The 24,536-nt window shown below is 66.9% G+C and carries 27 protein-coding genes; 17 read left to right on the top strand and 10 right to left on the bottom strand.

What is annotated here, in order from left to right; genetic code table 11:
• Positions 1–2 precede the first annotated feature (2 nt).
• Entirely contained in the window at positions 3–884 is an 882-nt protein-coding gene (locus tag ACIA49_RS01750) for a carbohydrate ABC transporter permease (protein ID WP_396375164.1), read from the bottom strand.
• A gap of 10 nt (positions 885–894) precedes the next feature.
• Positions 895–1,764: a carbohydrate ABC transporter permease gene (locus ACIA49_RS01745; protein WP_396375163.1), complete on the bottom strand. Its 870-nt coding sequence runs from the start codon at positions 1,762–1,764 to the stop codon at positions 895–897.
• A 114-nt stretch (positions 1,765–1,878) separates the two neighbouring features.
• On the opposite strand from ACIA49_RS01745, the gene ACIA49_RS01740 reads away from it, so the two are divergent.
• Together ACIA49_RS01740 and ACIA49_RS01735 are read left to right on the top strand one after the other, a co-directional pair.
• Positions 1,879–2,436 carry a DUF998 domain-containing protein gene (locus tag ACIA49_RS01740; RefSeq protein ID WP_396375162.1) on the top strand — a complete coding sequence of 186 codons (558 nt, stop codon included), beginning with the start codon at positions 1,879–1,881 and terminating at the stop codon, positions 2,434–2,436.
• A 38-nt stretch (positions 2,437–2,474) separates the two neighbouring features.
• Positions 2,475–3,173, top strand: a complete 699-nt coding sequence (locus tag ACIA49_RS01735) for a GAF and ANTAR domain-containing protein (RefSeq protein ID WP_396375161.1) — start codon at positions 2,475–2,477, stop codon at positions 3,171–3,173.
• Here ACIA49_RS01735 and ACIA49_RS01730 read toward each other — a convergent pair.
• Positions 3,170–3,865, bottom strand: coding sequence for a GAF and ANTAR domain-containing protein (locus ACIA49_RS01730; RefSeq protein ID WP_396375160.1), 696 nt, complete (start codon positions 3,863–3,865; stop codon positions 3,170–3,172). The two genes, ACIA49_RS01735 and ACIA49_RS01730, sit on opposite strands and share 4 nt — an antisense overlap.
• 201 nt (positions 3,866–4,066) lie before the next feature.
• Between ACIA49_RS01730 and ACIA49_RS01725 the strand changes: the two genes are divergently transcribed.
• Genes ACIA49_RS01725 through ACIA49_RS01710 form a run of 4 tightly spaced genes read left to right on the top strand, consistent with a single transcriptional unit; the run spans position 4,067 to position 7,320 of the window.
• A complete protein-coding gene (locus tag ACIA49_RS01725) occupies positions 4,067–5,002 on the top strand; it encodes an o-succinylbenzoate--CoA ligase (protein ID WP_396375159.1) in 936 nt (311 codons plus the stop codon).
• Entirely contained in the window at positions 4,995–6,074 is a 1,080-nt protein-coding gene (locus ACIA49_RS01720) for a thiolase family protein (protein ID WP_396375158.1), read from the top strand. The genes ACIA49_RS01725 and ACIA49_RS01720 overlap by 8 nt, the downstream gene beginning before the upstream one ends.
• Entirely contained in the window at positions 6,065–6,748 is a 684-nt protein-coding gene (locus ACIA49_RS01715; RefSeq protein WP_396375157.1) for an energy-coupling factor ABC transporter ATP-binding protein, read from the top strand. The genes ACIA49_RS01720 and ACIA49_RS01715 overlap by 10 nt, the downstream gene beginning before the upstream one ends.
• Positions 6,745–7,320 carry an energy-coupling factor transporter transmembrane component T family protein gene (locus ACIA49_RS01710; protein WP_396375156.1) on the top strand — a complete coding sequence of 192 codons (576 nt, stop codon included), beginning with the start codon at positions 6,745–6,747 and terminating at the stop codon, positions 7,318–7,320. Before ACIA49_RS01715 ends, ACIA49_RS01710 begins: the two co-directional genes overlap by 4 nt.
• Here ACIA49_RS01710 and ACIA49_RS01705 read toward each other — a convergent pair.
• Both ACIA49_RS01705 and ACIA49_RS01700 read right to left on the bottom strand, forming a co-directional pair.
• Positions 7,269–7,877: a biotin transporter BioY gene (locus tag ACIA49_RS01705; protein WP_396375155.1), complete on the bottom strand. Its 609-nt coding sequence runs from the start codon at positions 7,875–7,877 to the stop codon at positions 7,269–7,271. The genes ACIA49_RS01710 and ACIA49_RS01705 overlap by 52 nt on opposite strands.
• An 812-nt stretch (positions 7,878–8,689) precedes the next feature.
• Positions 8,690–9,046: a hypothetical protein gene (locus tag ACIA49_RS01700; protein WP_396375154.1), complete on the bottom strand. Its 357-nt coding sequence runs from the start codon at positions 9,044–9,046 to the stop codon at positions 8,690–8,692.
• Between the two features lie 632 nt (positions 9,047–9,678).
• Here ACIA49_RS01700 and ACIA49_RS01695 point away from each other — a divergent pair.
• From ACIA49_RS01695 to ACIA49_RS01675, 5 genes are all read left to right on the top strand, one after another.
• Positions 9,679–9,903: a hypothetical protein gene (locus tag ACIA49_RS01695; RefSeq protein ID WP_396375153.1), complete on the top strand. Its 225-nt coding sequence runs from the start codon at positions 9,679–9,681 to the stop codon at positions 9,901–9,903.
• Positions 9,904–10,148: 245 nt separating this feature from the next.
• Positions 10,149–10,868 (top strand): hypothetical protein, encoded by a 720-nt coding sequence (locus ACIA49_RS01690; RefSeq protein WP_396375152.1) that lies wholly within the window; start codon positions 10,149–10,151, stop codon positions 10,866–10,868.
• 111 nt (positions 10,869–10,979) lie between these two features.
• A complete protein-coding gene (locus ACIA49_RS01685) occupies positions 10,980–12,383 on the top strand; it encodes a hypothetical protein (protein ID WP_396375151.1) in 1,404 nt (467 codons plus the stop codon).
• Positions 12,384–12,480: 97 nt separating this feature from the next.
• Positions 12,481–13,113 (top strand): hypothetical protein, encoded by a 633-nt coding sequence (locus ACIA49_RS01680; protein ID WP_396375150.1) that lies wholly within the window; start codon positions 12,481–12,483, stop codon positions 13,111–13,113.
• Between the two features lie 92 nt (positions 13,114–13,205).
• Positions 13,206–13,565, top strand: coding sequence for a hypothetical protein (locus tag ACIA49_RS01675; protein ID WP_396375149.1), 360 nt, complete (start codon positions 13,206–13,208; stop codon positions 13,563–13,565).
• On the opposite strand, the gene ACIA49_RS01670 is transcribed toward ACIA49_RS01675, so the two are convergent.
• The 4 genes from ACIA49_RS01670 to ACIA49_RS01655 all read right to left on the bottom strand — a co-directional run bounded on the left by ACIA49_RS01670 (position 13,555) and on the right by ACIA49_RS01655 (position 17,195).
• Positions 13,555–14,331, bottom strand: coding sequence for an LLM class flavin-dependent oxidoreductase (locus ACIA49_RS01670; protein ID WP_396375148.1), 777 nt, complete (start codon positions 14,329–14,331; stop codon positions 13,555–13,557). The genes ACIA49_RS01675 and ACIA49_RS01670 overlap by 11 nt on opposite strands.
• Positions 14,332–14,368: 37 nt before the next feature.
• On the bottom strand, positions 14,369–14,827 hold the full coding sequence (locus ACIA49_RS01665; protein ID WP_396375147.1) for a GNAT family N-acetyltransferase: 459 nt from the start codon (positions 14,825–14,827) through the stop codon (positions 14,369–14,371).
• Positions 14,828–14,982: 155 nt separating this feature from the next.
• Positions 14,983–16,209, bottom strand: a complete 1,227-nt coding sequence (locus ACIA49_RS01660) for an alkaline phosphatase (protein WP_396375146.1) — start codon at positions 16,207–16,209, stop codon at positions 14,983–14,985.
• A 23-nt stretch (positions 16,210–16,232) separates the two neighbouring features.
• On the bottom strand, positions 16,233–17,195 hold the full coding sequence (locus ACIA49_RS01655; RefSeq protein ID WP_396375145.1) for a hypothetical protein: 963 nt from the start codon (positions 17,193–17,195) through the stop codon (positions 16,233–16,235).
• A gap of 190 nt (positions 17,196–17,385) precedes the next feature.
• Between ACIA49_RS01655 and ACIA49_RS01650 the strand changes: the two genes are divergently transcribed.
• The 4 genes from ACIA49_RS01650 to ACIA49_RS01635 are packed head-to-tail and all read left to right on the top strand — an operon-like array spanning position 17,386 to position 21,210.
• A complete protein-coding gene (locus ACIA49_RS01650) occupies positions 17,386–18,189 on the top strand; it encodes a maleylpyruvate isomerase family mycothiol-dependent enzyme (protein WP_396375144.1) in 804 nt (267 codons plus the stop codon).
• 24 nt (positions 18,190–18,213) lie between these two features.
• Positions 18,214–19,602, top strand: coding sequence for an amino acid permease (locus ACIA49_RS01645; protein WP_396375143.1), 1,389 nt, complete (start codon positions 18,214–18,216; stop codon positions 19,600–19,602).
• 39 nt (positions 19,603–19,641) lie between these two features.
• A complete protein-coding gene (locus tag ACIA49_RS01640; protein WP_396375142.1) occupies positions 19,642–19,995 on the top strand; it encodes a YciI family protein in 354 nt (117 codons plus the stop codon).
• Positions 19,996–20,001: 6 nt separating this feature from the next.
• Positions 20,002–21,210: an RNA polymerase sigma factor gene (locus tag ACIA49_RS01635; protein WP_396375141.1), complete on the top strand. Its 1,209-nt coding sequence runs from the start codon at positions 20,002–20,004 to the stop codon at positions 21,208–21,210.
• Here ACIA49_RS01635 and ACIA49_RS01630 read toward each other — a convergent pair.
• Complete coding sequence (locus tag ACIA49_RS01630; protein ID WP_396376024.1) at positions 21,202–22,632, bottom strand: alpha/beta hydrolase; 1,431 nt, start codon at positions 22,630–22,632, stop codon at positions 21,202–21,204. The two genes, ACIA49_RS01635 and ACIA49_RS01630, sit on opposite strands and share 9 nt — an antisense overlap.
• A 125-nt stretch (positions 22,633–22,757) precedes the next feature.
• Here ACIA49_RS01630 and ACIA49_RS01625 point away from each other — a divergent pair, with 125 nt between their 5' ends.
• Both ACIA49_RS01625 and ACIA49_RS01620 read left to right on the top strand, forming a co-directional pair.
• Complete coding sequence (locus ACIA49_RS01625) at positions 22,758–23,900, top strand: sensor histidine kinase (RefSeq protein WP_396375140.1); 1,143 nt, start codon at positions 22,758–22,760, stop codon at positions 23,898–23,900.
• Entirely contained in the window at positions 23,897–24,502 is a 606-nt protein-coding gene (locus ACIA49_RS01620; RefSeq protein ID WP_396375139.1) for a response regulator, read from the top strand. The genes ACIA49_RS01625 and ACIA49_RS01620 overlap by 4 nt, the downstream gene beginning before the upstream one ends.
• Positions 24,503–24,536 lie beyond the last annotated feature (34 nt).

The raw sequence follows: 24,536 nt of genomic DNA, 5'->3' as shown, positions 1-24,536 counted from the left end.
GGCTACTTCAGGCCGGAGAAGTTCAGCGACTCGACCAGGCGCTTGCCCAGGAAGACGAGCAACAGGAGAACCGGGATGACGGACAGGACTGAGCCGGCCATCAGTCCTGTCCAGTCGGGCGCTGTGTTGGGCGACTGCTGGAGGAAGACGCCCAGCCCGACGGTCAGGACGCGAGTGCTCTCGCCCTTCCCCACCAGCAACGGCCAGAGATAGTCCTTCCAGCTCCAGACGATCGTGGTGAGGCCGATGGTGATCAGCGGGCCGCGGCTCATCGGCAACACGATGCGCCAGAACATCCCCCAGGGGCCGACGCCCTCCAGCAGGGCGGCTTCCTCGACCTCGCGCGGGATCGACAGGAAGAACTGGCGCAGGAAGAAGACCGCGAACGGTGTCATCAACAGGCTCGGGAGGACGAGCCCGGGGATGGTGTTCAGTACGCCGAGTTGCTTGGCCAGCACGAAGTTCGGCAGCAGCGTGAAGATCGGCGGCACCATCAACGCAGCCACGATGATGCCGAACGCGAGGTCCCGGCCGGGGAACCGCAGCCGCGCGAACGTGTACCCGGCCATCGCGCAGCAGAACGTCTGCACGATCGCGATCGACCCGCTGTAGATCAGCGAGTTCACGGTGTAGCGGAGGAAGTTGATCCGGGCGCCCGAGCCGCCGGCGGCTCGCGCTTCGGCGGCGTCGACGAGGCCGAGGACGCGGCGGAAGTTGATCAGCGTCGCGTGATCCGGCCAGAGCCCGGTCGAGCCGGCGTACAGGTCGGCCGCGGGGGTGAGTGCGGTCCGGACCATCCAGTAGAACGGGAAGATCGTGAGGACGAGCGCGGTGATCAGGGTGATCCAGGCGACGACTCTGCCGAGCCTCAGGTGGGCGAACATGGGATGGCTCCTAGGTCAGATCGGAGCGGGACGCGCGCAGCATCCGCAGCTGGAGGAACGTCAGCAGGCCGAGTACGACGACGAGCACCATCGCGACCGCGGCCGCGTAGCCCATGTGGAAGTACGTGAAGGCCTGTTGGTAGATGTAGTAGTAGATGACGCGGGTCTCCGGGATCGGCGCCTTCCCGCCGTACACGACCGCGACGGTGTCGAAGATCTGGAACGAGCCGATCAGCGACACGACCAGCACGAGCGCGAGGATCGGCCGGATCAGCGGCACCGTGATCGACCGGAACATCCGGAGCTCACCGGCGCCGTCGATCGCGGCGCTCTCGTACAGATGCTGCGGCACCTGCAGCATCCCGGCGTACAGGAGCAAGGACGTGTAGCCGGTGTAGGCCCAGGTGTTGACCAGCCCTACCAGCGGCATCGCCCAGCCGGGGGAGTTGAACGAGACGGTCGTCCCCAGCAGGTGGTTGACGAAGCCCAGATCGGGATCGAGCAGCCAGGCCCACAGCAGGCCGATCGTCACGTTCGGCACCAGCCACGGAACCAGCAGGGCGGCCCGCAGCACGACGGAACGGGTCAGCCGGTGCATGAGCGCCGCCAGTCCCAGGGCGAGCACGGTCTGGGAGGCGATGTTGACCACGACGTAGTACGCCGTCACCTTCAAGGCGTTCCAGAACTGCTCGTCGCCGATCAGCTTCCGGTAGTTGTCGCCGCCGACGTACGCCGGCTTGTTCAGCAGGCTGTAGTCGGTGAGCGAGTACCAGACACCGCGGACGGTCGGGTAGGCGTAGAAGACGCCGAAGCCGATGATCACCGGCAGCAGGAACAACCACCCGACTCGGCGGTCGTCCCGCCGCCTCACAACAGTCATGGGTTAATGATGTGGCTCAGCGAAACTTTGTCAACAGTGAATCGTAAGTAGGTCTCGGCTTCAGGTGGCCACTCGTGTCATCGAAATGTCAGGCGATGGCACGACGATGCACTCATGACTACCGCTTCGGCTGTTGTTGCGGCCGCGCTCTTCCTGTTCCGGCTCGGCCTGTTCGTCGCCCTGCACCTTGTCCGCAGCGACTACAACCCCATCGAGCATGCCGTCAGCGACTATGCCGTCGGCCCCACCCGTCGACTCTCGACGGCCAGCACCTGGATCACCGCGGTCGCCTGGGCGGCCCTCGCGGGTGCCGTCGAGGACGGGTTGACCAGGCTCTGGCTGCTGATCCTGGCCGCCATCTTCCTCGCCCTGCCCTTCATCCCAACCGACCTCGAGGGCGCCCGCCGGACGGCGATCGGGCGGCTGCACTACCTGGCCGCCATCGCGTGGTTCGCGATCAGCTACTCCCTGACCGGTACCTTCACCCGTCAGTACGACGTCGCCGTACTGACCGTCCTGCACTGGATCGCGCTGGTCTCGCTGATCGCCCTCGTCGTCGCTCTCCTGGTCAGTCCGCTCCGCCGGAGATTCTTCGGCATCTCCGAGCGGATCTTCCTGGTCTCGATCAACGTCTTCTACCTGGTCGTCGCGATCGCCGTCCTCACGCACTGACCGCTTCGGTGGGTGTGAGGACGGGTACTGGCGAGGCCATGGATGCGACCGGACTCCTGGAGACGACCGAACGACTGTCGAAATCGCTGACGCCCGGTGATCTGGACCACACGCTGAGTCGAATCACGGCGGCTGCCGTGGAGGTCCTGCCCGAGGTCGAGTATGCGAGTTTCACGATCAAGCACGCTGACGGACGGGTGGAGACGGTCGCGCCGACCGACGACCTGCTGTGGGGCGTGGACGCGGCGCAGTACGAGCTCCGGGAGGGGCCCTGTTACGACGCGGCCACCGAGGACGTGCACGTGCTGTCGCCGGATCTCGCCAACGACGAACGGTTTCCCCGGTACGCCGCTACCGCGGTCGCGACCGGGATTCTGGCGCAGGCGGGGCTGCGGTTGTTCGATGCGCCGAAGTCTCAGGGGGCCTTGAACCTCTACTCGACGACTGTCGGGTCGTTCGCGGATCTGGGAGAGGTCGGTGCGCTCTTCACGCACCATTCGGCGATGGCGATCGCCTACGCCCAGGAGATCACCGATCTGCAGGAGGCGCTGCGCTCCCGCCGTACGATCGGGCAGGCGATCGGACTGTTGATGGAGCGGTACACGCTGACCGATCAGCGGGCGTTCGCGTTCCTGACCCGGTTGTCGCAACACCGGAACGTGAAGCTGCGGAAGGTCTCCGAGGAGCTCGTCGCCGACGCCCAGCGCGCCGGCGAGGAGAGCCTCACCAAGAACTAGCGGACCCGGCCGGGGAGCTTGCGGGTGTCGATGAGCTCCTGGGCGACGTCGCGGAGTTTGCGATTGTTGTGCTGGGAGTAGCGCTTCAGGACCTCGAAGGCGCGGTCGCCGTCGAGGTCGTAGCGCTCCATCAGGATGCCCATCGCCTGGCCGATCAGTTTCCGGGCGTCGACCGCCTGGATCATCGTCGCTTGGTGGCGTGCGGACGCGATCGCGAGCGAGGCGTGCCGGGCCAGGACGTGGGCCACCGCCAGGTCGTCCACGGTGAAGGCGCCGGGCTTGGCGCCGTACAGGTTGAGCACCGCCTCGGAGCGTCCGGCGACGGCGAGCGGCAGGTGGATCGCGCTGTGGATCCCGGCAGCGCTCAGTTGGCTGAGTAGCTCCCGGGGCCATCTGGTCTCGGTCTGGACGTCGTTGATCGACAGCGCAGTCCGCTCGCGAATCGCTGTCAGCAGCGGGCCGGCGTCGGCGTCGATCTGCTCCTGATACAGCTCGGCCAGCTTCGGATCGGTCGAGGCGAGCAGCTCCGGCCGACGGCCTTGGGTGATCAGGACGACCGAGGCGTACTGACACCAGACGGCTTGTAATGCGAATTGGACAACAGCCTCGACGGTCTCTTCGATCCCGTCCACAGCTTGCAGCTCGGCTGCCAGTCTGCTGAAGGCTTCGGCCGACGAATGGTCGACGGACATGACAATGCTCCACACGCCTCGCGGCGGCAGTCGCCCACCTTCCGGAGCGACCCGCGACTATCTTGCCCGATGCTTCCGACAGTTCGGAACGCAGGCGCGCCTTTGCCCGGAAATCAGTTGGTATTAGATTGTCTGTTAATAGACGATCTAGTTAGCCGAGTACCTCTGGTCCTTCGGCGCGTACGAACTACAGTCAGGGCTGTGATTGTGCGGCCGTTGGAGGCGGACGACCCGGTGCGGGCGGTGTTTGCGGCGCGGGAGCGTGGGGTGGCGATCGCGCTGGCGACGTCCGGTACGACGGATCGGCCGCGGTTCGTGGTGCGTGATCCGGAGTCGTGGTGGGTGTCGTTCCCGGCGTACTCGGAGCTGACCGGGGTCCGCGCCGGGGCGACGGTGTGGGTTCCGGGACCGTTGAGCGCGACGATGAACCTGTTTGCCGCGGTGCATGCGGCGGCGGTCGGCGCTCGGGTGGTCGACGAGCCTGGTGAGGCGACGCATGCGTGTCTGACGCCTGCGCAGCTTGATCGGCTCGGTGATGAGCTCGAGCCTGAGGCCGTGGTGTGTGTTGCCGGAGCTCGGCTGGAGCAGCGGTCAGCGGGGCCGCAGGTTGTGCACTACTACGGTGCAGCCGAGTTGTCGTTTGTGGCTGCGGGCAACCATGGTGACGACCTGCAGCCGTTTGACGGCGTTGAGGTTGACCTTCGCGACGGCGAGATCTGGGTACGGTCGCCGTACATCTGCCTCGGGTACGCCGATGGCGCGGCGGGTCCGCTGCGGACTGATCCGGACGGGTGGGCGACGGTGGGGGACCGCGGACGATGGTCCGGTACGGCGTTGCGCGTGCTGGGGCGGCCTGGAACTGTCACGACGGCCGGCGCGACCGTGGTGATCGCCGAGGTTGAGGAACAGTTGGCGCGGATCGCTCGTGGGCCGGTGGCTGTTTTCGGGGTTCCGCATGCTGTCCTGGGTGAGGTGCTGGCGGTCGCGGTGGTCGATGAGGCCGACCTAGTGGTGTTGCGGACGTTTGCTCGTGAACAGTTGCCGTCGTCGCATCGACCGCGACGGTGGCAGGTCGTCGACGAGCTGCCGTTGACTGCTGGTGGCAAGGTTGATCGAGTGCGGTTGGCGCATGGCTGACGTGTTCATCACGCACGCGCTCCGGACGCCGATCGGCACTGCGGGGAAGGCTTTTCGTGAGGTGACTGCTGCCGAGCTGGGCGGGGTAGTGCTGGGGGAGCTGGTCCGCAGACTGCCCGGTCAGGTGGAAGACGTTGTCTTAGGCAACTGCATGGGCCCGGGTGGCAATGTCGCTCGTGTTGCTGCGTTGACCGCGGGGATCGGCGATCATGTGCCGGCACTGACGGTCGACCGCCAGTGTGCGAGCGGCCTGGCTGCGATCCAGATTGCCACACCTGTTGATGGATATGTGCTGGCCGGCGGGGTGGAGAGCGCTTCGACGGCGCCTTGGCGGCTATGGCCGGAGACGGGGGTCCGGTACGAGCGCGCGCCGTTTGCTCCCGCGGGTCGCGATCCGGAGATGGGCGCCGCGGCTGACATGTTGGCCGAGCTGCATGGGATCACCCGGGCCAGGCAGGACGAGTACGCCGCGAGGTCCCATGCCCGGGCGGCCGCGGCGCAGGCCGCAGGCGCATTCTCCAGCGAGATTGTGCCGGTCGGCGAGCAGGTGACCGATGAGCGCATCCGGCACGGGCTGACCGTGCAGCGGTTGGGAAAGTTGCCCTCGGTCTTTCGGGCCGACGGGACGGTAACAGTCGGGAACTCATGCGGCGTGAACGATGGTGCCGCGGTGGTGGCGCTGTCTCGAGGGGCGGGCCAGGGCCTTCGCGTGGTGGCGGCTGCCTCTGCTGGGGTGGATCCGACGCTGCCGGGACTCGGGATTGTGCCTGCTGTGCAACGGGTTCTGAAGCTTGGCGGGTTGAGCTTGGCGGAGATCGACGTGTGGGAGTTCAACGAGGCGTTCGCCGGCCAGGTGCTCGCGTGCTGCGACGTCCTCGGGCTGCCCGACGACCGCGTCTGCCCGCAAGGTGGAGCGCTCGCGCTTGGGCATCCGTGGGGCGCGAGTGGCGCCGTACTGGCTGTGCGGTTGTTCAGTCAGCTGGTCACTCAGGAGGGCGGTCGGTACGGCGTGGCCGCGATCGCTGCCGGTGGTGGCCAAGGCACGGCGATCCTGGTCGAAGCATGCCGCTGATCGAGTTCGCCGAAGTGACGCATACCTTCGGAGACGGACCCGCTGTCCTGGAAGACGTCTCGGTCTCCCTTCAGGAGCGCCGGATCGGCATCATCGGCGGCAACGGTTCGGGGAAGTCGACCTTCGTGCGGATGATCAACGGGCTGGTCGTTCCTGAGACGGGCACAGTGAAGGTCGATGGCGACAGTACTGCGAACCAGGCCCGCCGGATCCGCCGCAAGGTCGGCTTCTGCTTCACGAATCCGGACTCGCAGATCGTGATGCCGACGGTCGCCGAAGATGTTGCCTTCGGCCTCCGTCGGCTTCGGCTTGCCAAAAACGACGTACAGCAACGCGTTTCCGGCATCCTCGCCACCTACGGCCTGACCGAACTCGCCGATCGCCCCGCACATACCTTGTCGGGTGGGCAGAAACAGTTGCTGGCGCTGGCCTCCGTTGTGGTCACCGAACCCGAGGTGCTCGTGCTCGACGAGCCCACCACGTTGCTTGACCTGAGCAACGAACAACGGATCCGGCGCGAGATCGAGCAGCTCGATCTCCAAGTGATCCTGGTGACCCATCACCTGCATCTGCTGGACGGCTTCGACCGCGTCCTGGTCTTTCACGGCGGTCGTCTGGTCGCCGACGATCATCCGGACGAGGCTCGAGCGGCGTACCGGAAGCTCGTCACATGAGCGACCTGATGATCTATTCGCCCGGTACGTCGATCATCCACCGGCTGCCCGCTGGGGCGAAGGTACTCACCCTGGCCGTGGTCTCGATCGCCACCGTGGTCGTCGATCGAGCGTGGTTGACAGCGGGCGCACTGGCCTTGGCCGCGACGGCCACGGTGCTAGCGCGTCTCCCGCGCAGACTGCTCGTGAAGCAGTGGAAGGCGTATTTGGTCGTCGTCGTGCTGCTCGGCGGCTACCAATGGTTGACCGACGGCCCGGCGACAGCCTTCCATGTCGCCGGCGGGTTGGCGGCACTCCTTGCGTTGGCCGGTGTTGTGAGCAGTACGACGCGCACCACCGAGCTCCTCGATCTGGCCGTCCGCTGTTCCACCGAGCGCGTCGGCATAACCCTTGCCTTGGGCATCCGTTCGGTTGCCGTCGTCTACGACCTGGCTCGCGATGTCCGCGCGGCCCAACTAGCCCGTGGACTCGGCTTCAGCCTGCGAGCGTTCGCCGTACCGCTCGTGGTTCGGTCGCTCCGTCAGGCCGACGGGTTGGCCGAGGCCTTGATCGCGCGCGGCTTCGACGACTGACGCCGCGGCAGCAGATCCGGTACGGCGCGATGCACCGCGTCGGCGACCACGGTCGCGATCACCGCCTTGACGCTGTCGCCGATCAGAAAGAACGCGCTGCCGGTGATCGCCGTACCGAGGCTGAGGTGCGCGCGCCAGGCGGTGACCGGAATGCCGATGCAGTACAGCACCACAATCCCGCCGAACACGATGCTCGGCAGGCCCAACCACATCCGGTACGGCGCTCCGAACCGGTAAACGAGCGCCCCGATCACAAACGCCGACACCGGGAACCCGATCACGTATCCGGCGCTCGGCCCCGTGAAGACGCCGAGGCCCCCTCGGCCGCCGGACAGCAGTGGCAGCCCGATCGCGACCAGCCCAAGAAACAGCAACATCGACAATCCACCGCGACGACCGCCGAGGACGGCCCCGGTGATCATCACACCCAGTGTCTGAACGGTGACTGGTACTGGGAAGCCGAACGGCGACACTCCCGGTACGAGTCCCATGGCGCCGACCAGACCTGCAAAGGTCGCGATCAACGCCAGGTCCCGGGTGCGCTTGTCTGAGTTCACCGCCTCATTGTGCCTGGTGCACTTGAAGGTGGTGGATCCTTCCCCCGCGCCAGCTCCCGCTCGGCCCACCGGCGCCCCACCCACCCTCATTCACGCGCTGCCGCGCTGCCGCGCTGCCGCTCGCGGCTGCCGCCCTTCGTGGTGCGGGGGTGTTGAGTGGTGGGTGTGGTGGTCCCATCGCGTCGGCTCCTGCCTCGCTACCGCTCGGCCCGCCGGCGCCCACCCGCCCTCGTTCGCGCGCTGCCGCGCTTCGTTCATGCGCTGTCGCGCGGTCTGCTCGCTGCCGCTCGCGGCTGTCGCCTTTGTGGTGCGGGGGTGTTGGGTGGTTGGTGTGATTGTCCCCTCGCGTCGGCTCCTACCTCGCTACCGCTCGGCCCGCCCGCCCTCGTTCACGCGCTACCGCGCGAGAGCGCTCTCCGCGGGCTCGCCGGCTGTCACCCGTGGTGGGGCTGAGAAGGTGGGCGCTACTCGCTCATCGACTGCTGCCGCGAACCGCCCCGCGAACTCGGGCGAGCGCTTGAGTGGCACCGAGTGCCCGCTGCCTCCCGGCGCCACCTCGGTTCGCCAGCCGAGGTCAGAGCTTCACACCGTTGCCTCCAGCATCAACTTTAGCTGTTGAGGAACCGATCGACCGGAGCGTGGACGGACCGTCGGCAGCCGAACCGGCAGTCGTGGTCTCTGCTCCTTCGGTGCAGTTCATCGCCGGCTTGCTCGTCTGGCGGCGATGCTGCGACCGTGACGCAGGCGAGATGTACGGCGGCTCTTGGAGTTGCGCATCGGGGCGTCGGCTCAGACCGCCGTACCTCGTCGAGTTACTTCTTGACGAGTGGGCTCACACAGACCACATCGTCAGCCCAAATGTCGTGGCCCGCACAGGCGATATTGGCCACTGGGAACCCGCGGGTCCGCTCGTTGTTGCCGCCCGGAGGTGTCAGGTGTGAATCGAGCTTCTGGGTGTGGTTGTACAAGGCGGCCCAGATCCAGTCCGGACCCCATGCCCTGGCGTGCCAGCCCTGGCTGTCCTGCTCGATGCATACCGTGTAGCCGCTCTTGCTGTTGCAGAGCTGGTATTCCAGTTGCGCCTCGTTCGCGCTCGCGGGCTGAGTCTCCACGAGCCCGCCCGCCAGAGCTGCGGCGATGCCCAGTGCCGCACCCATTCGCTTGTTCATATAGCCCTCTTCTCCGATGCCGAGACTTCACCGTAGGAAAGGGCGCGAGGATCGGCGCATCCTTTCGATCACGACTGAAGAGCGGGTTCGGATCACGGCGAACTTCGACGATCGCGAGGACGAACCGGGCCCGGTCCGATGTCGGTCGAGGGCGTGGGGTGGGAGTGTCACGCCTCGATCGGCCCCGGAGACACGCGGCCTCCGCTGGACGCCACTATTGGACTAGCCCAGTATTGATCCGTGCATAGTCGACAGACAGGAGCTGGGTTCATGGCATGGTCGCGTCACAAGTCGTTGTCGGTGGTTGCCGCGGTGGTGTTGGGTGTTCTACCGGCGGTCGCAACGGCGACATCAGCAAATGCAACGACCGAGTTGGCTTTCGGGTGTGACGGCACCGGATCTCCGGGCGTGGGTTGGCGGTACGTGCGAACGTACGTCGGCCAGTGGTGGGGAACCGGTTGTGCTCAGTGCAACAGCAATCGACCTGGCAAGACGATCTACTGCTGGGACCTCGGTACGGGGAACGCTTCGTACTGGGAGAGGTAGATCCGCCGGCGGGAGCGTGAGGAGTTGCGTGAATCTGAGATGGTGAACGCACCGGAGTTGCCCCGTGCTCCGGCTATAACTCTGGGATGCGCAATTACCTGACGACAAAAGCTCCCTGGTGGCTTCTCGTGCTGATTCAGGGCGGTACTTTCTGGATCATCGCGTTGATCGGCAAAGCGCTGGCGCCCTCGTGGTGGCCGCTTGGCTTCGCTTGGGGTGGGCTCTCCGCTGCTTTCTTCTGTTTGGCCATGGCCACGCTCACCGTCGGGTCACGCAGCCGCAAGGCGGAGAAAGACACAACTGACAGCTGACGTCCTGATGGAACTCCCAGCAGTTGACTGGTGATGCCGGCTGTTGGGAGTATCGGAAGTTGCTGCTCGAAACTCCTCGCTGACGGGGACCCCCTTCGCTGCGACTGGCGCAGCCGGGCCAACCTCGCAGACGCCTCCCTTCGGCTCCCAACATGTCATGCTCGTCTTGATGAGCCGAAGGAAGAGTTGAGTCAGGAACCGGTCACCGGAGGTTCAGGAGGCGCCGGCGCTTCTAGGTTGAGGCTATGCGGCGCGACAAGGTCGGTGGGTTGGTACAGCAGTTCTGGGCGGCGTGGGCGGTCGTGAGCTCTGGCTCGCGTCGCAGGCTCGACATCGCACGCTGTCTACGTCTGGCGAACAAGGCGGAGAAGTACGTCTTCCAGCTCGTGCATGCCGACCCGACAGACTGCGCCGCCGTGCGGACGTTCGGCGACCTCGCCGGCTGCCGCGCGGTGATCACGATGGCCTATCCGCGACCGTCGTACCAGCACCTGGCTGTCGACGCGGCGAGAACCTCGCTCTGGGCCCTGCATGGCGCCGAGTTGGCGGGCGGACGACGAGACGTCATGCAGGCGCTCCTTGAATCGGAGACCTTCGACCTCGATCTCGGGCCGGGCCCCGGCGGGTACTCCGACGGTGAAACCACACTCCTGGCAGCCGCGGACAGTCGGATCTTGCTCGCCGAGTGTCTGATCCGCTCCCGACACGGGAACCCCGACAAGGGCCTGACGCCGACCGAGCTCCGGGCCCGAATGGCTCAGACCTCCGCATTGTCCGCCCAGCTAGAACTTCGTTGGTGCCAACTGGCTTCGTGTCGGCGCTGCAGCGCCGACGAGGAGGCCGGCATCCTGGCAACCGAGGCAGCCGCGATCTACGACTTCCTGATCGAGGTCGCTCCCACCGCTCGGCCATCCGACCAGTTCCGAGCCCGCTGCGATGCCATCCTGCACGCCGTCCAGCCCTAACGTCTCATCAGGCAACGAGTTCGTTGATGGAGGATCCGGCGCTGACAAGCTAGCTCTGCATCGCGTGACGGCTTCGAGCGACTCGTAGACAGCGGCCTGTACGCTCGGGCGATGGCTCTTCCGGCATCGTTACAAAGCATCGTCGACGACCTCGCTGCCGTGGCGCGAGGCAAGGATTCGGAGGGGTTCTTCGCGGCTGGGCAACGCCTCGCGGACACGTTCCAGGAGGCGTCGCGGCAGGATCTCGACGCGGCGGTCGCGTTGCTCGCGCCCGTGCTTGCCGACGCCCCTCAGTCGCTCGGCGGACCACTGGCGCAGTACGTCGGATCACTTGTTGGCATGGATGGGGATGTCGCGCCGGTTCTCGACGTACTGGTTGAGCAGGCATGCCGGGCTTTGGAAGGCACGCGGCAGTTCGTCGCGTTGTATGAGGAGCTTGTTGGACCAGTCCCGGAGCGGGTGGCTTGCGGTGCACGCGAGTACGAGGCGTTCGAAGCGGCCGCAGCGGCAAGGATCGATGATCCGGGCGCCGTCGCCCGTTCGTGGATGTACGCCGAGTCGTGGGTGCAACCCGTCTTGTACCTCGCCCAGCGCGCCGACGTACGACGTGCGCTGCCGCAGCGGGAGCGGCTGACGGCGGGAACGATCGCAGCGGAAGACGACCTTCCCGACTATGCGCCATGGCTGCTGGGGCTGCTCCGCATCCTCGACGACGAGCCGTTGGTCGTACTGCACCGACCCACCGGCGCTGCCTTTCGCGTAACGATCTCGGGCGTGGCCGACAATTTCCAGCTCCACACACTTCTCGCGGCTCACCTCATCCCGCTGCTTCCCGTCGTACGGCGAGGTGTCCTCCGTCGTCGGGACAGCTCAGTGGTACCCGCGGTGCCCACGCCGGCGATGCTCGCGGCGGCCGATGGTTCGGGAGACCTCGCCCCGGCAGGCGGTATCACCGGTCAGTTCAACCTCGTCGACGGCACCGGCGCCTGGATCTGGAACGAAGGCCGGCCTGACGAGATCCCACGAGTCGACGGCATACGGGTCGTGGTCCTCGACCCTCCGCCTTACGAACGTGGCTGGGACTCCGGCCGCGCATATCCGCTGCTGTCCGCGAGTGCCGAGGCCGCTCCACTACCCGACGACGAAGCCACCATGTGGCTGTCGCGAATCGCACCCGCGAAGCCGGTCGACCAGGCGACTGAGGGAATCGTGTGGACGGATGATCTGTCGATAGAGCTGCCGGAAGGCCGCGACGTGGCCGACCTCGTCAACTACACCCTCGCCACCAACGAGCAGGGAGTCTCCGAAGACGAATTGGCAGCAGCAGTCGCCCGTGAATTCTCACTGTCCGCCGAGGACGCCTCACTTGCCGTCGATCGCGTCTTCGGGGGAATCACTCGCGCCACCACCCTGAACGACGCCAACCGTCCGGATCCGGTGAAGGACCCGATCGCCTTCGAGTCGTACCGGCAGTCCCTGGAACGCCGTCCGCCAACCCCCCGAACGACAGCCTGACATCGGCCCGCGCAGTTGCAAGTTGCCTCGGCCGTGGCTGAGCCGTCTCGTGGAGAAGGCCGATGGGCTGCTTGACGGGCGGAGCAGAATTGGCGGGGTGAATCTCTTCAAGCGCCGCCCGAAGCCGTCGCCTGGGCTTGAGGCCGAAGCTGCCACGAAGCCGGGTGGTTGGGTCTACGAGATCGACTCCGACTGGGTCGACGATCCGAACGGTTATGTGCCGCCGGAGGCGATCAAGGGTGGGTGGAAGGTCGATGACGCGGGCAAGCTCACGGGCGAGTACCGCGCCAACGCCAATCACAGCTCGCCGCGGGATGAGCTCAGTGCGCTCACGTCGCCCGATCACTGGCTCGGTTGGTTGGGCGACGATCCGGGCCGCGCGGTGCGTGACCTGATCGAGGAGACGCTGACGGACCAGGTCGCGGGCGCGAAGCTCGAGTGGCTCAAGTTCACCGGTGAGCCGAAGTTCATCACCAGTGCCAGACCGTTGCCGGACGAACCCAACAAGATGCAGATGCTGAAGGCGGCCCTTGCTGTCCAGTTCGCGCTCTCGGTGAAGGCGCCGACGGGTGGTCGCGATCTGCTGCTCGGCACGTTCTGCCTTGCCTTCACCGGTATGGACGATCCGGAGACTGCCCGCCAGCAGTCTTGGTTCGACCTCGGCGCCAGCATCGAGCAGGTCGGACCGCTGCTCGAGGACCGGCTGCTGTCCATTGGGCCGGCGACGTGAAACCGAACGGATGTTAAACGTTGTAGACGATCCCTTGGCAGGGAACCCAGGAGCCGGTTGGCTGGTGGCAGCCAACTGGAAGGACTCTGCGGATGCGTATTCGGACAACTGCCCTGGCCTTGGTCGCCGGGGCGATCTTGGGCTGCCTTGCTGGGCCGGCCTTTGCTGACCCGCCGACTTCGGACGACTGCACGCTGACCTCGGTCGGGCTTGAGCAGCTCGAGCCTGGCCACTTCTTCGGCGAGGCCCGAATGCAGTGTCCGGTGCGGGCCGATATCGGCGGTCGGTGGACGCTGGACGGCGTACAGGTTCGCACGCTTGCCGATCACCAGGGCCCCGGTGAGGTCTACGTGCTCGACGACTACGAGCTGTCGGCTCAGCCTGGGCGTGAGCTTTGCTTCATCGCAACCGCTTGGGGCAACGACAAGGGCAAGCGCTGCCTTACGACTTGAGGGCGGCGGCCTGTTCGTAGTCGCGGCGCCAGTCACCGGTGGGCGCGAGGATGACGCGCTGTACGCCGGCTTCCTCGTACGCCGCGAGTGGGGTGTCGGGCTGTGGCGCTACGACGGTTGCTCGGAGCGGTGGGCGGCCGTACTCGGCGGCGAGGTTGTTGATGGTGGCGAGGCTGGTGCGGATCTCGTCTGGTGACTGCGCGATGGTCGCCCAGCCGTCGCCGTACCGGGCGGCTCGGCGGAAGGCGCGCGGGCCGTTGCCTCCGATGAAGATCGGCGGTATGACGGCGGCCGGCGCCAGCGTCACCTCGTTGCCATCGGCAAGCTTCGTGGGCTGTCCGGCGATCAGGTCGGGCAGTACGGCGAGCGCCTCGTCGGTCAATCGGCCGCGGTCGGCGAACTCAACCCCGGCGGCCCGCCACCCGGCGTCCCCGTGTGCAGGGTTCCCGGTCCCGATGCCGAGCACCAGCCGATTGCCAGACAGCAACTGCAACGTGCCTACCTGCTTCGCCGCCCACGCCGCTGGCCGCAGTGCTAGCAGCATCACGTTGAACCCGATCGTGATCCGCTCGGTCACCGCAGCCGCGGTCGCCAGTACGGTCGAACTGTCCAGCATCGGCGCACTCGCGATCAGGTGGTCCGTGCTCCACACGGAGTCCAGCCCCAGCTCCTCGGCGTACCGGGCGCTGTCCCGCACGTCCCCCAGGATCGGTCGGCTCGGGTCAGGCGTGGACGTGGGCAGGATGACGCCGATCTCAACAGTCATACAGTCGCCAACCACCCCACGCGTCAGCCCATTCCGGCTAGAGCGATTTCGCGTAACAAGAGGTCAGCGGCTGGTCGACGTACTTACCCCAAGGCGCAGTGCGCTGGTAGCCGCTCGACTCGTAAAGCGCCATCGCCTCCGGCTGCAGCTCGCCGGTCGACAACCGCAGCGCGGGGTGGCCGGCCTCGCGTGCCACATGCTCGAGGCAGGTCAGCAACACGCGCGCGAAACCACGCCCACGAGCAGCCGGTACGACGTACATCCGCTTCAGCTCGCCGTCACCAGCGTGCTCGCCGTCCGCATCGAAAGCCTGTACGGCGCCGCAACCGACCGCGGTGTCGTCATCGAGTACGACGAGATACCGGGCACCGTCCTTCACCTGCGAGCGACCTTCAGCGCCGTACCGGCCGACGAGTTCCTCGAACGCGGCGGCGAGCAGGCGCGCCAGCTCCGGGTCGTCAGCCGGCCGTTCCTCGATCACCAAGTCAGTCGCCACGGCGCCCATTCTGCATCAGACGAAGAGACTGGAGGTAAGGCTGTACAGACCGACTGTTGGTAGGCGGACGGAGTGGGCGTGCTGCAGGGTGACGGAGGCGCCGAAAAGGGCGGCTGGTAGGCGTATTCACAGTCGGTGTGTACGCAGGCCAACCGTTAGAGCCGAGCGGCGGCTCGCATGGCGGCGTACACCTCGGTGTTGTCCTGGACGCGGCCGAGGCGGTCCGAGCCGGGGCCGGTCGCGGTGAGCGGGGTGTCGGTACCGCTGTGGCTGTTGGTGGTCCAGTCGACGGCGAACCGCAGTTTCGAACCAGGGATCGGGAACGGGCCGTCCTGGCGCGGGTCGGTCTTCTCCTCGTCGGTGTCGTAGTCCTGGATGCTCAGGCCGCCGGTCTCGTGGTCGCCGTTGATGATCACCAGCGTGTCCGGATGGGTGGCGACGAACCGCATCACTTCGGCGACGGTCGTGTCGAGGGCGCGGCCGGCGTCGATCACGCCGGGAGTGTTGTTGTCGTGTGAGAGGCCGTCGATGCCTTCCTCCTCGAGGAAGAGGAAGAAGCCGCGCGGGTTCTGGGAGAGGACATCCAAGGCCTTGCGGGCCATCTGCTGCAGGGGCACTCGTGGCGCGTACTTGCCGACGCCCTCCGGCCCGTAGTCGACCATGTCCTCGTTCGAGAACAGGCCGAGCAGGCGGTTCGATCGGGTCTGCCGCAGCTCGGTGGCGTTGCGGACGTAGGTGTAGCCAGTGCGCTGAGCCTTCTCGACGAGGTTGCCGTAGGGGCTGCGGCTCTCCTCACCGGGCTTGTCCGGCCACTGTCCCGGATTGCCCTTCGGGAACCACCAGTCCTCGCCGCCGCCGAGCAGGACGTCGGGCCGGACGTTCTCGATGTACTGCTTGGCGATGTCACTCTGCAGGTCGCGACTCGGCACGTGCGCCGCGAACGCCGCCGGTGAAGCTCCGGTCACCTGAGCAGTCGTGACCAGGCCAGTCGACTTTCCTGCCCGCTTGGCCAGCTCCAGAATCGTCTCGACCGGACGGCCCTTGGGGTCCATGCCGACCACGCCGTTCCGGGTCTTGTGACCAGTCGCCAGCGCAGTCGCCGCGGCCGCCGAGTCGGTGACGATCTCGTCCGGATCCACCGACGTAGTGCGCACCAGCCCGGCCACCGGCAGCTTGTTGAGCTCCAGTTCGCCGTACCGGCCCTTCGTAGCCAGCCGGATCAGATCACGCTGCCCCAGCCCCATGCCATCACCCTGGATGTAGATGATGTTCCTCGCGACGTGCGGCCGCTTGTCGTCCTGTTCCTTCGTCGTCTGAGCGACAGCAACCGCCGTACTGCCGCCAAGAACCGTCAAAGCCACCGCCACCGCAAGACTGCGCATAGTGCTCTCCCCGCTAGAAGTGATCAGAGTGTGCCGACGCGGAGGGCATGCCCGCCGTCGTTGCCGTCGTTGGCCCACACGACTTGCTTGTGGCCCGCCGTACCGGCGATCGCGAAGCCCTCGTGGTTGTAGTTGGGCAAGCCCGACGGCCGGTTGTAGGTCGCGGCGACGGTGAACTTGCCGTTCACGATCGAGAGCGTCGCGGTGCGTCCTTGGCAGGTGTTGTCGCAGACCGACCACAGGCGGCCGGCGTCCGGCTCGAACTCGAGGTCCATGATGGTCGGGAAGCCACCCGCGAACGCGGCCACGCGGGTGAAGGTCCCGCCGGATTGGTTCAGCGCGTAGGCGTAGACCATGCCGTTGTCCTCGAGCCCGACGAAGTACAGACCGGTGCCGTGGTTGGCGTACGTGCTGGGGTTGTAGACGGCCTTCGTGCGGTCGTCGCGGAAGCCCTTCGCGGTGAGGAACGAGTCCGGCACCCAGGAGATGGCTTCCATCCCGCTGTTGCTGTCCACCTGGGGCAGGTCGTCGGTGAGATCCCATTCGGCAGTGGCCTTGACGGATCTCGCCGTGGATTTCGGATCGAACCGCAGGACCTTCAAGAGGCTGATCTCGTCGTCGTCTCCGTCGCGTTCGGTCGCCACCAGTACGCCGTCCGGCGTGCGGACCACGCCTTCGGCGTCCGGGTCGCCGCTGCCGTCGCGATAGCTCAGGGCCCGCGCGCCCACCGAGTCCGGCTTCCACAACGCGCCGTCCCGGACGAGCCGATACAGCGTGCTCGGCCCGTTCTTCACTGCCCACAACACCTCTGGGTTCTCGAACGAGAGCCCACTGAGATTCTGGCCGAACACATTGCTGCCATCGGCAACAGTCACGGCGGAACCGCCGGGCCACGCGGTGGCTGCCTGGGCGGGGGCGGTCAGGATGGACGAGAACAGCACCGCGACAACAACAGCGGACACGCTCGTACGGCGGAACAGGGACACGTCGCGCTCCTTCCGGCCAACGGGGGCGGGGCTCGGGTGAACAGCAGCGAAACAATTAGTAAACTTTCCTAACAGAAATCAGACTGTACCGACCCGGCCCGCGACCGGCAACCATTCGGGCGGACGGGAATAAGTGCGGTCGGTCAGATGATTGAAGGCTGAACCGACTGATTGCTTCTGGAGGCACAGCTTGAGTAACGCCGATATCGTCATCGCCGCGCTGCGGAGCGGCTACGACCGGCTCGCGGATCTGGTGAAGAACTTCGACGACGACGCGCTGGCGGGGCCGTCGGCCGCGAGCGAATGGGACATCGCGCAGGTGCTGAGCCACTTGGGGAGTGGCGCGGAGATCATGACGAACACGGTCCAGCTCGCGCTGGACGGGAAGCCGCCGGCCGAAGGTGCCGAAGAAGGGCAACAGAGCAACCAGACTGTGTGGGCGCGGTGGGATGCGGCGTCGCGGCGGGAGCAGGCTGACGGGTTCATCGAGTGGAACGAGAAGCTGCTCGGGCTGTTCGAGTCGCTGGACGCGGATCAGCGCGAGAACCTTCGGATCGAGCTCGGCTACCTGCCGGCTCCGGCTGACGTAGCGACGGTAGGCCGGATGCGGCTCAACGAGCTGACGCTGCATTCGTGGGACGTGCGCAGCGCGATCGATCCGGCGGCCACGCTCGATGCGGAGGCCGTCCCCGAGTTGTTCCAGGGCGCGCTTGACCTCAGCTGGGTCAGCAAGCCGGCCGCGCTCAACGGCGAGACCGCCGTAGTCGCAGTGGCGACGACCGAGCCGGCTTTGGAGTTCACGCTGCGGCTGGCCGATCCGGTCACCCTGGACAAGGGCTCGCCCGCGCAGCCTGACGGCTCGCTGACGCTGCCTGCCGAGGCGTGGTTCCGGCTGGTCGCCGGTCGTCTCGGTCCGGACCGTACGCCGGACTCGGTCGAGCTGACCGGTCCGATCACTCTGGACACGCTACGCGGGGTCTTCGCAGGCTACTGAGCGTAGCCATTTAGAGTCGTTCGCATGGCTGGAACCGGCAACGATCTCTCGGCAGGGCTGAAAAGCCGTCACGTCACGATGGTCAGCATTGCCGGGGTGATCGGTGCCGGCCTGTTTGTGGGATCCGGTACGGCGATCAGTAAGGCGGGACCGGGCGTCCTGATCGCGTACGCGTTCGCCGGGGCGCTCGTCGTCCTGGTGATGCGGATGCTCGGCGAGATGGCGGCCGCGAATCCGGACACCGGATCGTTCTCGACGTACGCCGATCGAGCGATCGGACCGTGGGCCGGGTTCACGGTGGGCTGGCTGTACTGGTGGTTCTGGGTGCTGGTGATCCCGGTCGAGGCGACCGCGGCGGCGGGGATCTTGGAGAGCTGGACCGGCGTACCGAAATGGGTGTGGGCGCTCGCGGTGACGTTGGCGTTGACAGTGACGAATCTGTTCAGCGTGGCGAACTACGGCGAGTTCGAGTTCTGGTTCGCACTCTTGAAAGTGGTCGCGATCATCGGCTTCATCACCGTCGGCGTGCTCGCCGTCCTGGGGGTGTTCGGTGACACGCACAGCGGCGTCGCGCACCTGTGGGACACGGGCGGCTTCCTGCCGAACGGATTCGGAGCTGTGGCGGCTGCCGTGCTGGTGACGATGTTCAGCTTCATGGGCACCGAGATCGTGACGATCGCCGCGGCCGAGTCGGACCACCCCGACGAGAAGATCGGCAAGGCCACGCGGTCGGTCATCTGGCGGATCGGCATCTTCTACCTGGCGTCGATCCTGCTGGTGGTCGTGATCGTCCCCTGGAACGAGCCCCGGCTGGCTGCGGACGGTTCGTACCAGGTCGCGCTGGAGGCACTCGGTGTCCCCGGGGCCAAGCTGATCGTCGACCTCGTCGTCCTGGTTGCCGTTGCCAGCTGCCTGAACTCGGCCCTCTACACCGCCTCGCGGATGATCTTCTCGCTCGGCAAACGCAGTCAGGCTCCCGCGATCGTCACCCAGACCACAAGCCGTGGGGTGCCGCGCGTCGCCGTCCTCGCGTCCACCGCTGTCGGCTTCATCGCGGTGATCAGCAACTACCTCTTCCCCGACGACGTCTTCGGCGTGCTGCTCGCCACGTCGGGTGCGGTCGCTCTGCTCGTGTACTTCGTGATCGCGATCTCGCAGCTGCGGCTCCGCGCGAAACTGGAAGACTCCGGTACACCGATGCCGGTGCGGATGTGGGCCTACCCCTATCTGACCTGGGCGGTGGTCGTCGTCATCCCGGCCCTGCTCATCTACATGGTCACGCAGTCCGATCAGCGCCTCAACATCGGCGCCACCGCCGTCATCGCGATCGCCATCACGATCATCGGCATCATCACGACGAGAAAACGCGCGCAGGTGTCGAATCGGGTCACCGCAGGATCGTCGTACGAGTAAGCGGGTCAAAGAGTGACCCTGAAGCGAGGAGCTCGAACGATGAACTACCTGGTACTGATCTTCGGTGACGAGGCGGAGTGGGCAGCGACGGGGCCCGAGGAGCGGGCCCGGATCGTCGCGGCGCACGAGGAGTTCGCGGCCAAGGCCGGGGACGCCGTGCTGACGGCCGGTGAGCTGGAGCTGTCGTCGACGGCGACAAGTCTGCGGTCGGGTGGCAACGGACAGGTGACGATCACCGATGCGCCCTTCCTGGAGGCCAAGGAGGTGCTCGGCGGCTTCTATGTGCTGCAGGCCGAGGACCTCGACCAGGTGATCGCCCTGGCCTCCGGACTGCGCGAGGTGCATGTCGGCCACAGCGGCGTGGAGATTCGTCCGCTCGTCAACCACGGCTGACCGACGATGGACGAGGTGGCCGAGGCGCATCGGCAGGAGTGGGGCCGCGTGCTCGCGGCCACCACCCGGGTGACGCGCGATCTGGATCTGGCCGAGGAATTCACCCAGGACGCGTTCGCGCAGGCACTGCGCACCTGGCCCGAGTCCGGCGTACCGGATCGGCCCGGCGCCTGGCTGACCACCGTCGCGCGGAACCGGGCGCTCGACTTCCTCCGCCGTGCGGCGCAGGAGCGGAAGACGTTGCCGCTCCTCGTGCCGGACGACGCGATCCCGGGACCGGAGCAGATTCTCGAGGACGATCTGCTCCGGCTGGTCTTCACCTGTTGCCACCCGGCGCTCGCGCGCGATGCGCAGGTGGCGCTGACGTTGCGGCTGGTGTGCGGCTTGTCGACCGGCGATGTCGCGCGAGCCTTCCTCGTCCAGGAGACGACGATGGCGGCCCGGATCACGCGGGCCAAGAAGAAGATCCTGGCCGCCGGCATCCCGTATCGGGTCCCGCCGCCGGATCAGTTGGTCGACCGGCTGGCCGCCGTACTCGAGGTGCTGCACCTGATCTTCACCACCGGCCACGTCGCGCCATCCGGGCCGGACCTGGTACGGCGGGATCTCGTCGACAGCGCGATCGGGCTCACCCGGAAGCTGCGCCTCCTGATGCCGGGCACAGCCGAAGTGAGCGCGCTGCTGGCGCTGTTCCTGCTGGTCGAAGCGCGATCGGCCACTCGCACGGACAGCGGTGGTCGCCTGCTGTTGCTCTCCGAACAGGACCGCTCCCAATGGGACCGCGACCTGATCAACGAAGGCGTCGCGGCCCTGACCGACGCGCTCACCCGAGCCTCGCCGTCGCGGTATGCGGTCGAGGCCGCGTTGGCCGCCGTACATGCTGAATCCGCGTCCTGGGAGGAGACCGACTGGTCGGGCATCATCGCCCTGTACGACGTCATGCGCGCCTCCTGGCCATCACCGGTCGCGGATCTGAACCGGGCTGTCGCCCTCGGCATGCGTGATGGTCCTGCCGCCGGACTCGAGGCGCTTGAACCGCTCGCGGATGAACCTGCGCTCGCGGCCTATCACTACCTGAGCGCGATCCGGGCCGACTTCCTGCGCCGGCTCGGCCGCACCGCCGAAGCGATCGCGGCCTACGAGGAAGCGCTCGCCCTGACCGACAACGAGGCCGAGCGAGCATTTCTGCTCGCCCGGCACGCCGCCCTACTGTGATTCAGCCGGGCAGAACGTGTCCCGCTGGACGCGCTGCCCGGTGGTGAGGAACTTGTCCACGGCTCCGTTCGCGCACTTGTTCGCGGCTCCGTAGACACCGTGACCGCCTTGGTCGACGGTGACCAGGCGAGCCCGGTCGCCGAGTGCGGACTTCATTTGCCGCGCGCCGCGCAACGGTGTCGCGGGATCACGAAGGTTCTCCATGATCAGGACGTTCGACGGTCCGGCATCGGTGATCTTGACCTTCGGTGCGGACGGCGACGGCCAGTAGGCACAGGCCCGGACATTGGCCGCGAGGGCGCCGTACATGGGCGCGAGGACCCGGTCGACCGCGACGTTCGCCTGGTAGGTGACGACCGACCGCGGCCACTGCGATTCACCGCAGATCACCGCGAGGTAAGACGCCTGGAAGTTGTCGCCGGTGTTGACGGCGGGCTCGTCCGGCAGGGTGTGGGTGTCGAGACCGACCCAGATCGAGGCCAGCAGCGGGAAGACCGCGTTGTCACGGATCAGGCCGCTGGTCGTGGCGCGGAACGCCGTACCGTCGATGCCGCTCTCCGGCTTCTTGTCCAGCCGCGCGGCGAGTTCGAAGTACTTCGCCCGTACGGCGGCCGGGGTCGTCCCGAGCGACTTGGCGTTCACCGTGACCCACTGGGCGAAGTCCGGGAAGCGGGTCTCGAATCCGTAGCCCTGGGCGCGGAGCGCGCCGACCGTGTAGCCGTCCGGCGGCAGGCTGCTGTCGAGGACGACGCGGTCGGTGCGCTGCGGGAACAAGGTGGTGAACACGGCACCGAGGTAGGTACCGTACGAGACGCCGTAGTACGAGACCTTCGCCGCACCCAGGGCTTCGCGAATGCGATCCATGTCTCTGGCCGTGTTCGCCGTACTGATGTAGGGCAGCAGGCCGGCGGTTTTCGAGGTGGTGCATTGCTTCGCGATCGTCTTCGCGATCTTGGCCGAGGCGACGACCTGCTGGGAGTTGTGCGGGTACGGCGGGTTGGACGCATCCGCTTGTTGTTCCAGTGTCAGGTCACACGTCACCGGGGTGCTCTTGCCGACACCCCGCGGATCGAACCCGATCACGTCGTACGTGTCGAGCACCGGCTGGGAAAGCTTGATCTGGTTCGGAGCGATCAGCCCGGCCAGACCAGGTCCGCCGGGGTTGAGGAGTAGCACGCCACGGCGCTTCGCCGGGTCCTTACTGGCCTTGCGGGAGATCGCGAGGTCGATCGTGCGCCCGGCCGGGTGGGCATAGTCGAGCGGGACCTTGAGGGTCGTGCACTCCAGCCCTTCCAGGCCCTTGCCGACGCAGGCCGTCCACGGCAGCGCGGCGGTCTTCGGTGGCTCGGCCGAGGTCGCGGCCCCGGACACCCCCGCGGTCGCCGCGGTCACCGCCAGGGCGACTATTGCTGCTGGCAACATCTTGCGCACGGTACTTCCTCCTGTCGGGCGTTTCCTGAGGATCCACCGAACCACGGCCGGATCACGGCGGCCCCTGCCATTTGGTACGGGTCCGGGCACGGTGTGGCCGACGTACGATGGCGACCGTGATCGACCGCGCCCCCGACGAGTTCTCCGCCCGGCACTGGCCGGACTGGAGCTTCCTCGGGTCGATCCACCGGGTCCGCGTGATCGCTACCGTGTCGACCGGGATCTCGCTCGCCGTGGTGACCGTGACCACCGCGTACACGGTCAACGACCGGTACGACGGTGTGGCCGCCGTACTGGCGACGGTTCTGATCGGGTGTTATGCGCTCACGTGTTTGCCGGCTGTGTGGTTCGGGCCGTTTGCGCCGCGGCGGACGCGCGGACTGTGGGTGGCCGCGACATTCGTGGTCGGGGCGGCACCGGCGATGCTGCTGAATTCGCCGGAGCTGTTGACCAACCTGACGTTTGCGATCGCGATCGGGCTGATGTTGCTGCCGTTGCGTGCCTCGCTGGTGATCGGCCTCGCCGCTGCGGCCGGTCAGGTCGGCTGGATGTGGGGGAGTACCGGTCGTGTCGACTGGCGGTCGCTGATCATCCTCGTGGGGGTGACCGTTGCCTTGGGCATCGTGTTGGCGCTGGCGTTCACGATCGGTCAGTTGCGCGCGGCCCGGGAGCAGGTGCGGCAGTTGGCGGTCGATCAGGAGCGGGAACGGCTTGCGCGGGATCTGCACGACATTCTCGGCCACAGCCTGTCGACGATCACCGTGAAGCTGGGCTTGGCGCGGCGGCAACTGGAGGTTGCCGCCGACATCGATTCTGCCTTGGCTGAAGTGCGTGAGCTCGAGGTGCTGTCCCGGCAGGCGCTGTCGGATGTTCGGGCCACGGTCTCGGACTATCGTCACGTCTCGCTGGTCGCCGAGATCGCGGGTGCTCGCTTGGCCCTACGGGCGGCTGGTGTCCGCGCGGACCTGCCGACGGCGGCTGACGACGTGCGGCCTGAACTTCAAGCAGTGTTCGGCTATGTCGTCCGCGAGGCGGTGACGAACATCCTGCGGCACTCGAATGCTCAGCACTGCGACATCCGGCTCGGCCGCGACTGGGTGGAGATCACCGACGACGGCAACGGTTCCGCCGAGATCACAGCCGGCCACGGTCTCACCGGTCTCGCCGAGCGACTGGCCGCCGTCTCCGGCACCCTTGACCACGGTCGCGCCCCTGGCGGCGGTTTCCGCATCCTCGCCCAAGGCCCCGGTACGTCGTGATTCGCGTCCTGCTGGCTGATGACCAGGCGCTCGTCCGTGGTGCGCTGGCCTCGATGCTGCGGCTGGAGTCCGACTTCGAGGTGGTGGCCGAGCTCGGCGACGGGACCGCGGTGCTAGAGGCTGCGCGTCGCACGACTCCCGACATCGCGTTGCTCGACGTACAGATGCCCGGTCGCGACGGACTGGCGGTCGCCGCCGAGCTGCGGCACGCCGTACCGGAGTGTCGGGTGATCATCTGCACGACCTTCAGTCGTCCTGGTTATCTCACTCGGGCTTTGGCTGCTGGTGCGGCTGGTTTCGTCGTGAAGGACTCACCGCCTGAGCAGCTCGTCGACGCGATCCGCCGGGTGCACTCCGGGCTGCGGTTCATCGATCCCGGCCTCGCCGCCCAGGCGCGCGAGATCGCGGTCAATCCCCTGACCGATCGCGAGGCCGACGTACTCCGAGCCACCGCCGAAGGCGGCACCGTCGCCGACATCGCCCGCGCCGTCGGACTCTCCACCGGCACCGTCCGCAACCACCTCGTCTCGGCCATCGCCAAGACCCAGGCCCGCACCCGCGCCGAAGCCGCCCGCCTCGCCGAACAAAACGGCTGGCTGTAGGCAACATCCGGCCACGGAACGCCCTCTGACCAGG

Source organism: Kribbella sp. NPDC051587, from assembly GCF_044453945.1.
In the GTDB taxonomy this organism is placed as follows: domain Bacteria; phylum Actinomycetota; class Actinomycetes; order Propionibacteriales; family Kribbellaceae; genus Kribbella.
Note: the sequence above shows the minus strand (reverse complement) of the source record. Positions and strands in the feature narration are given on the sequence as shown.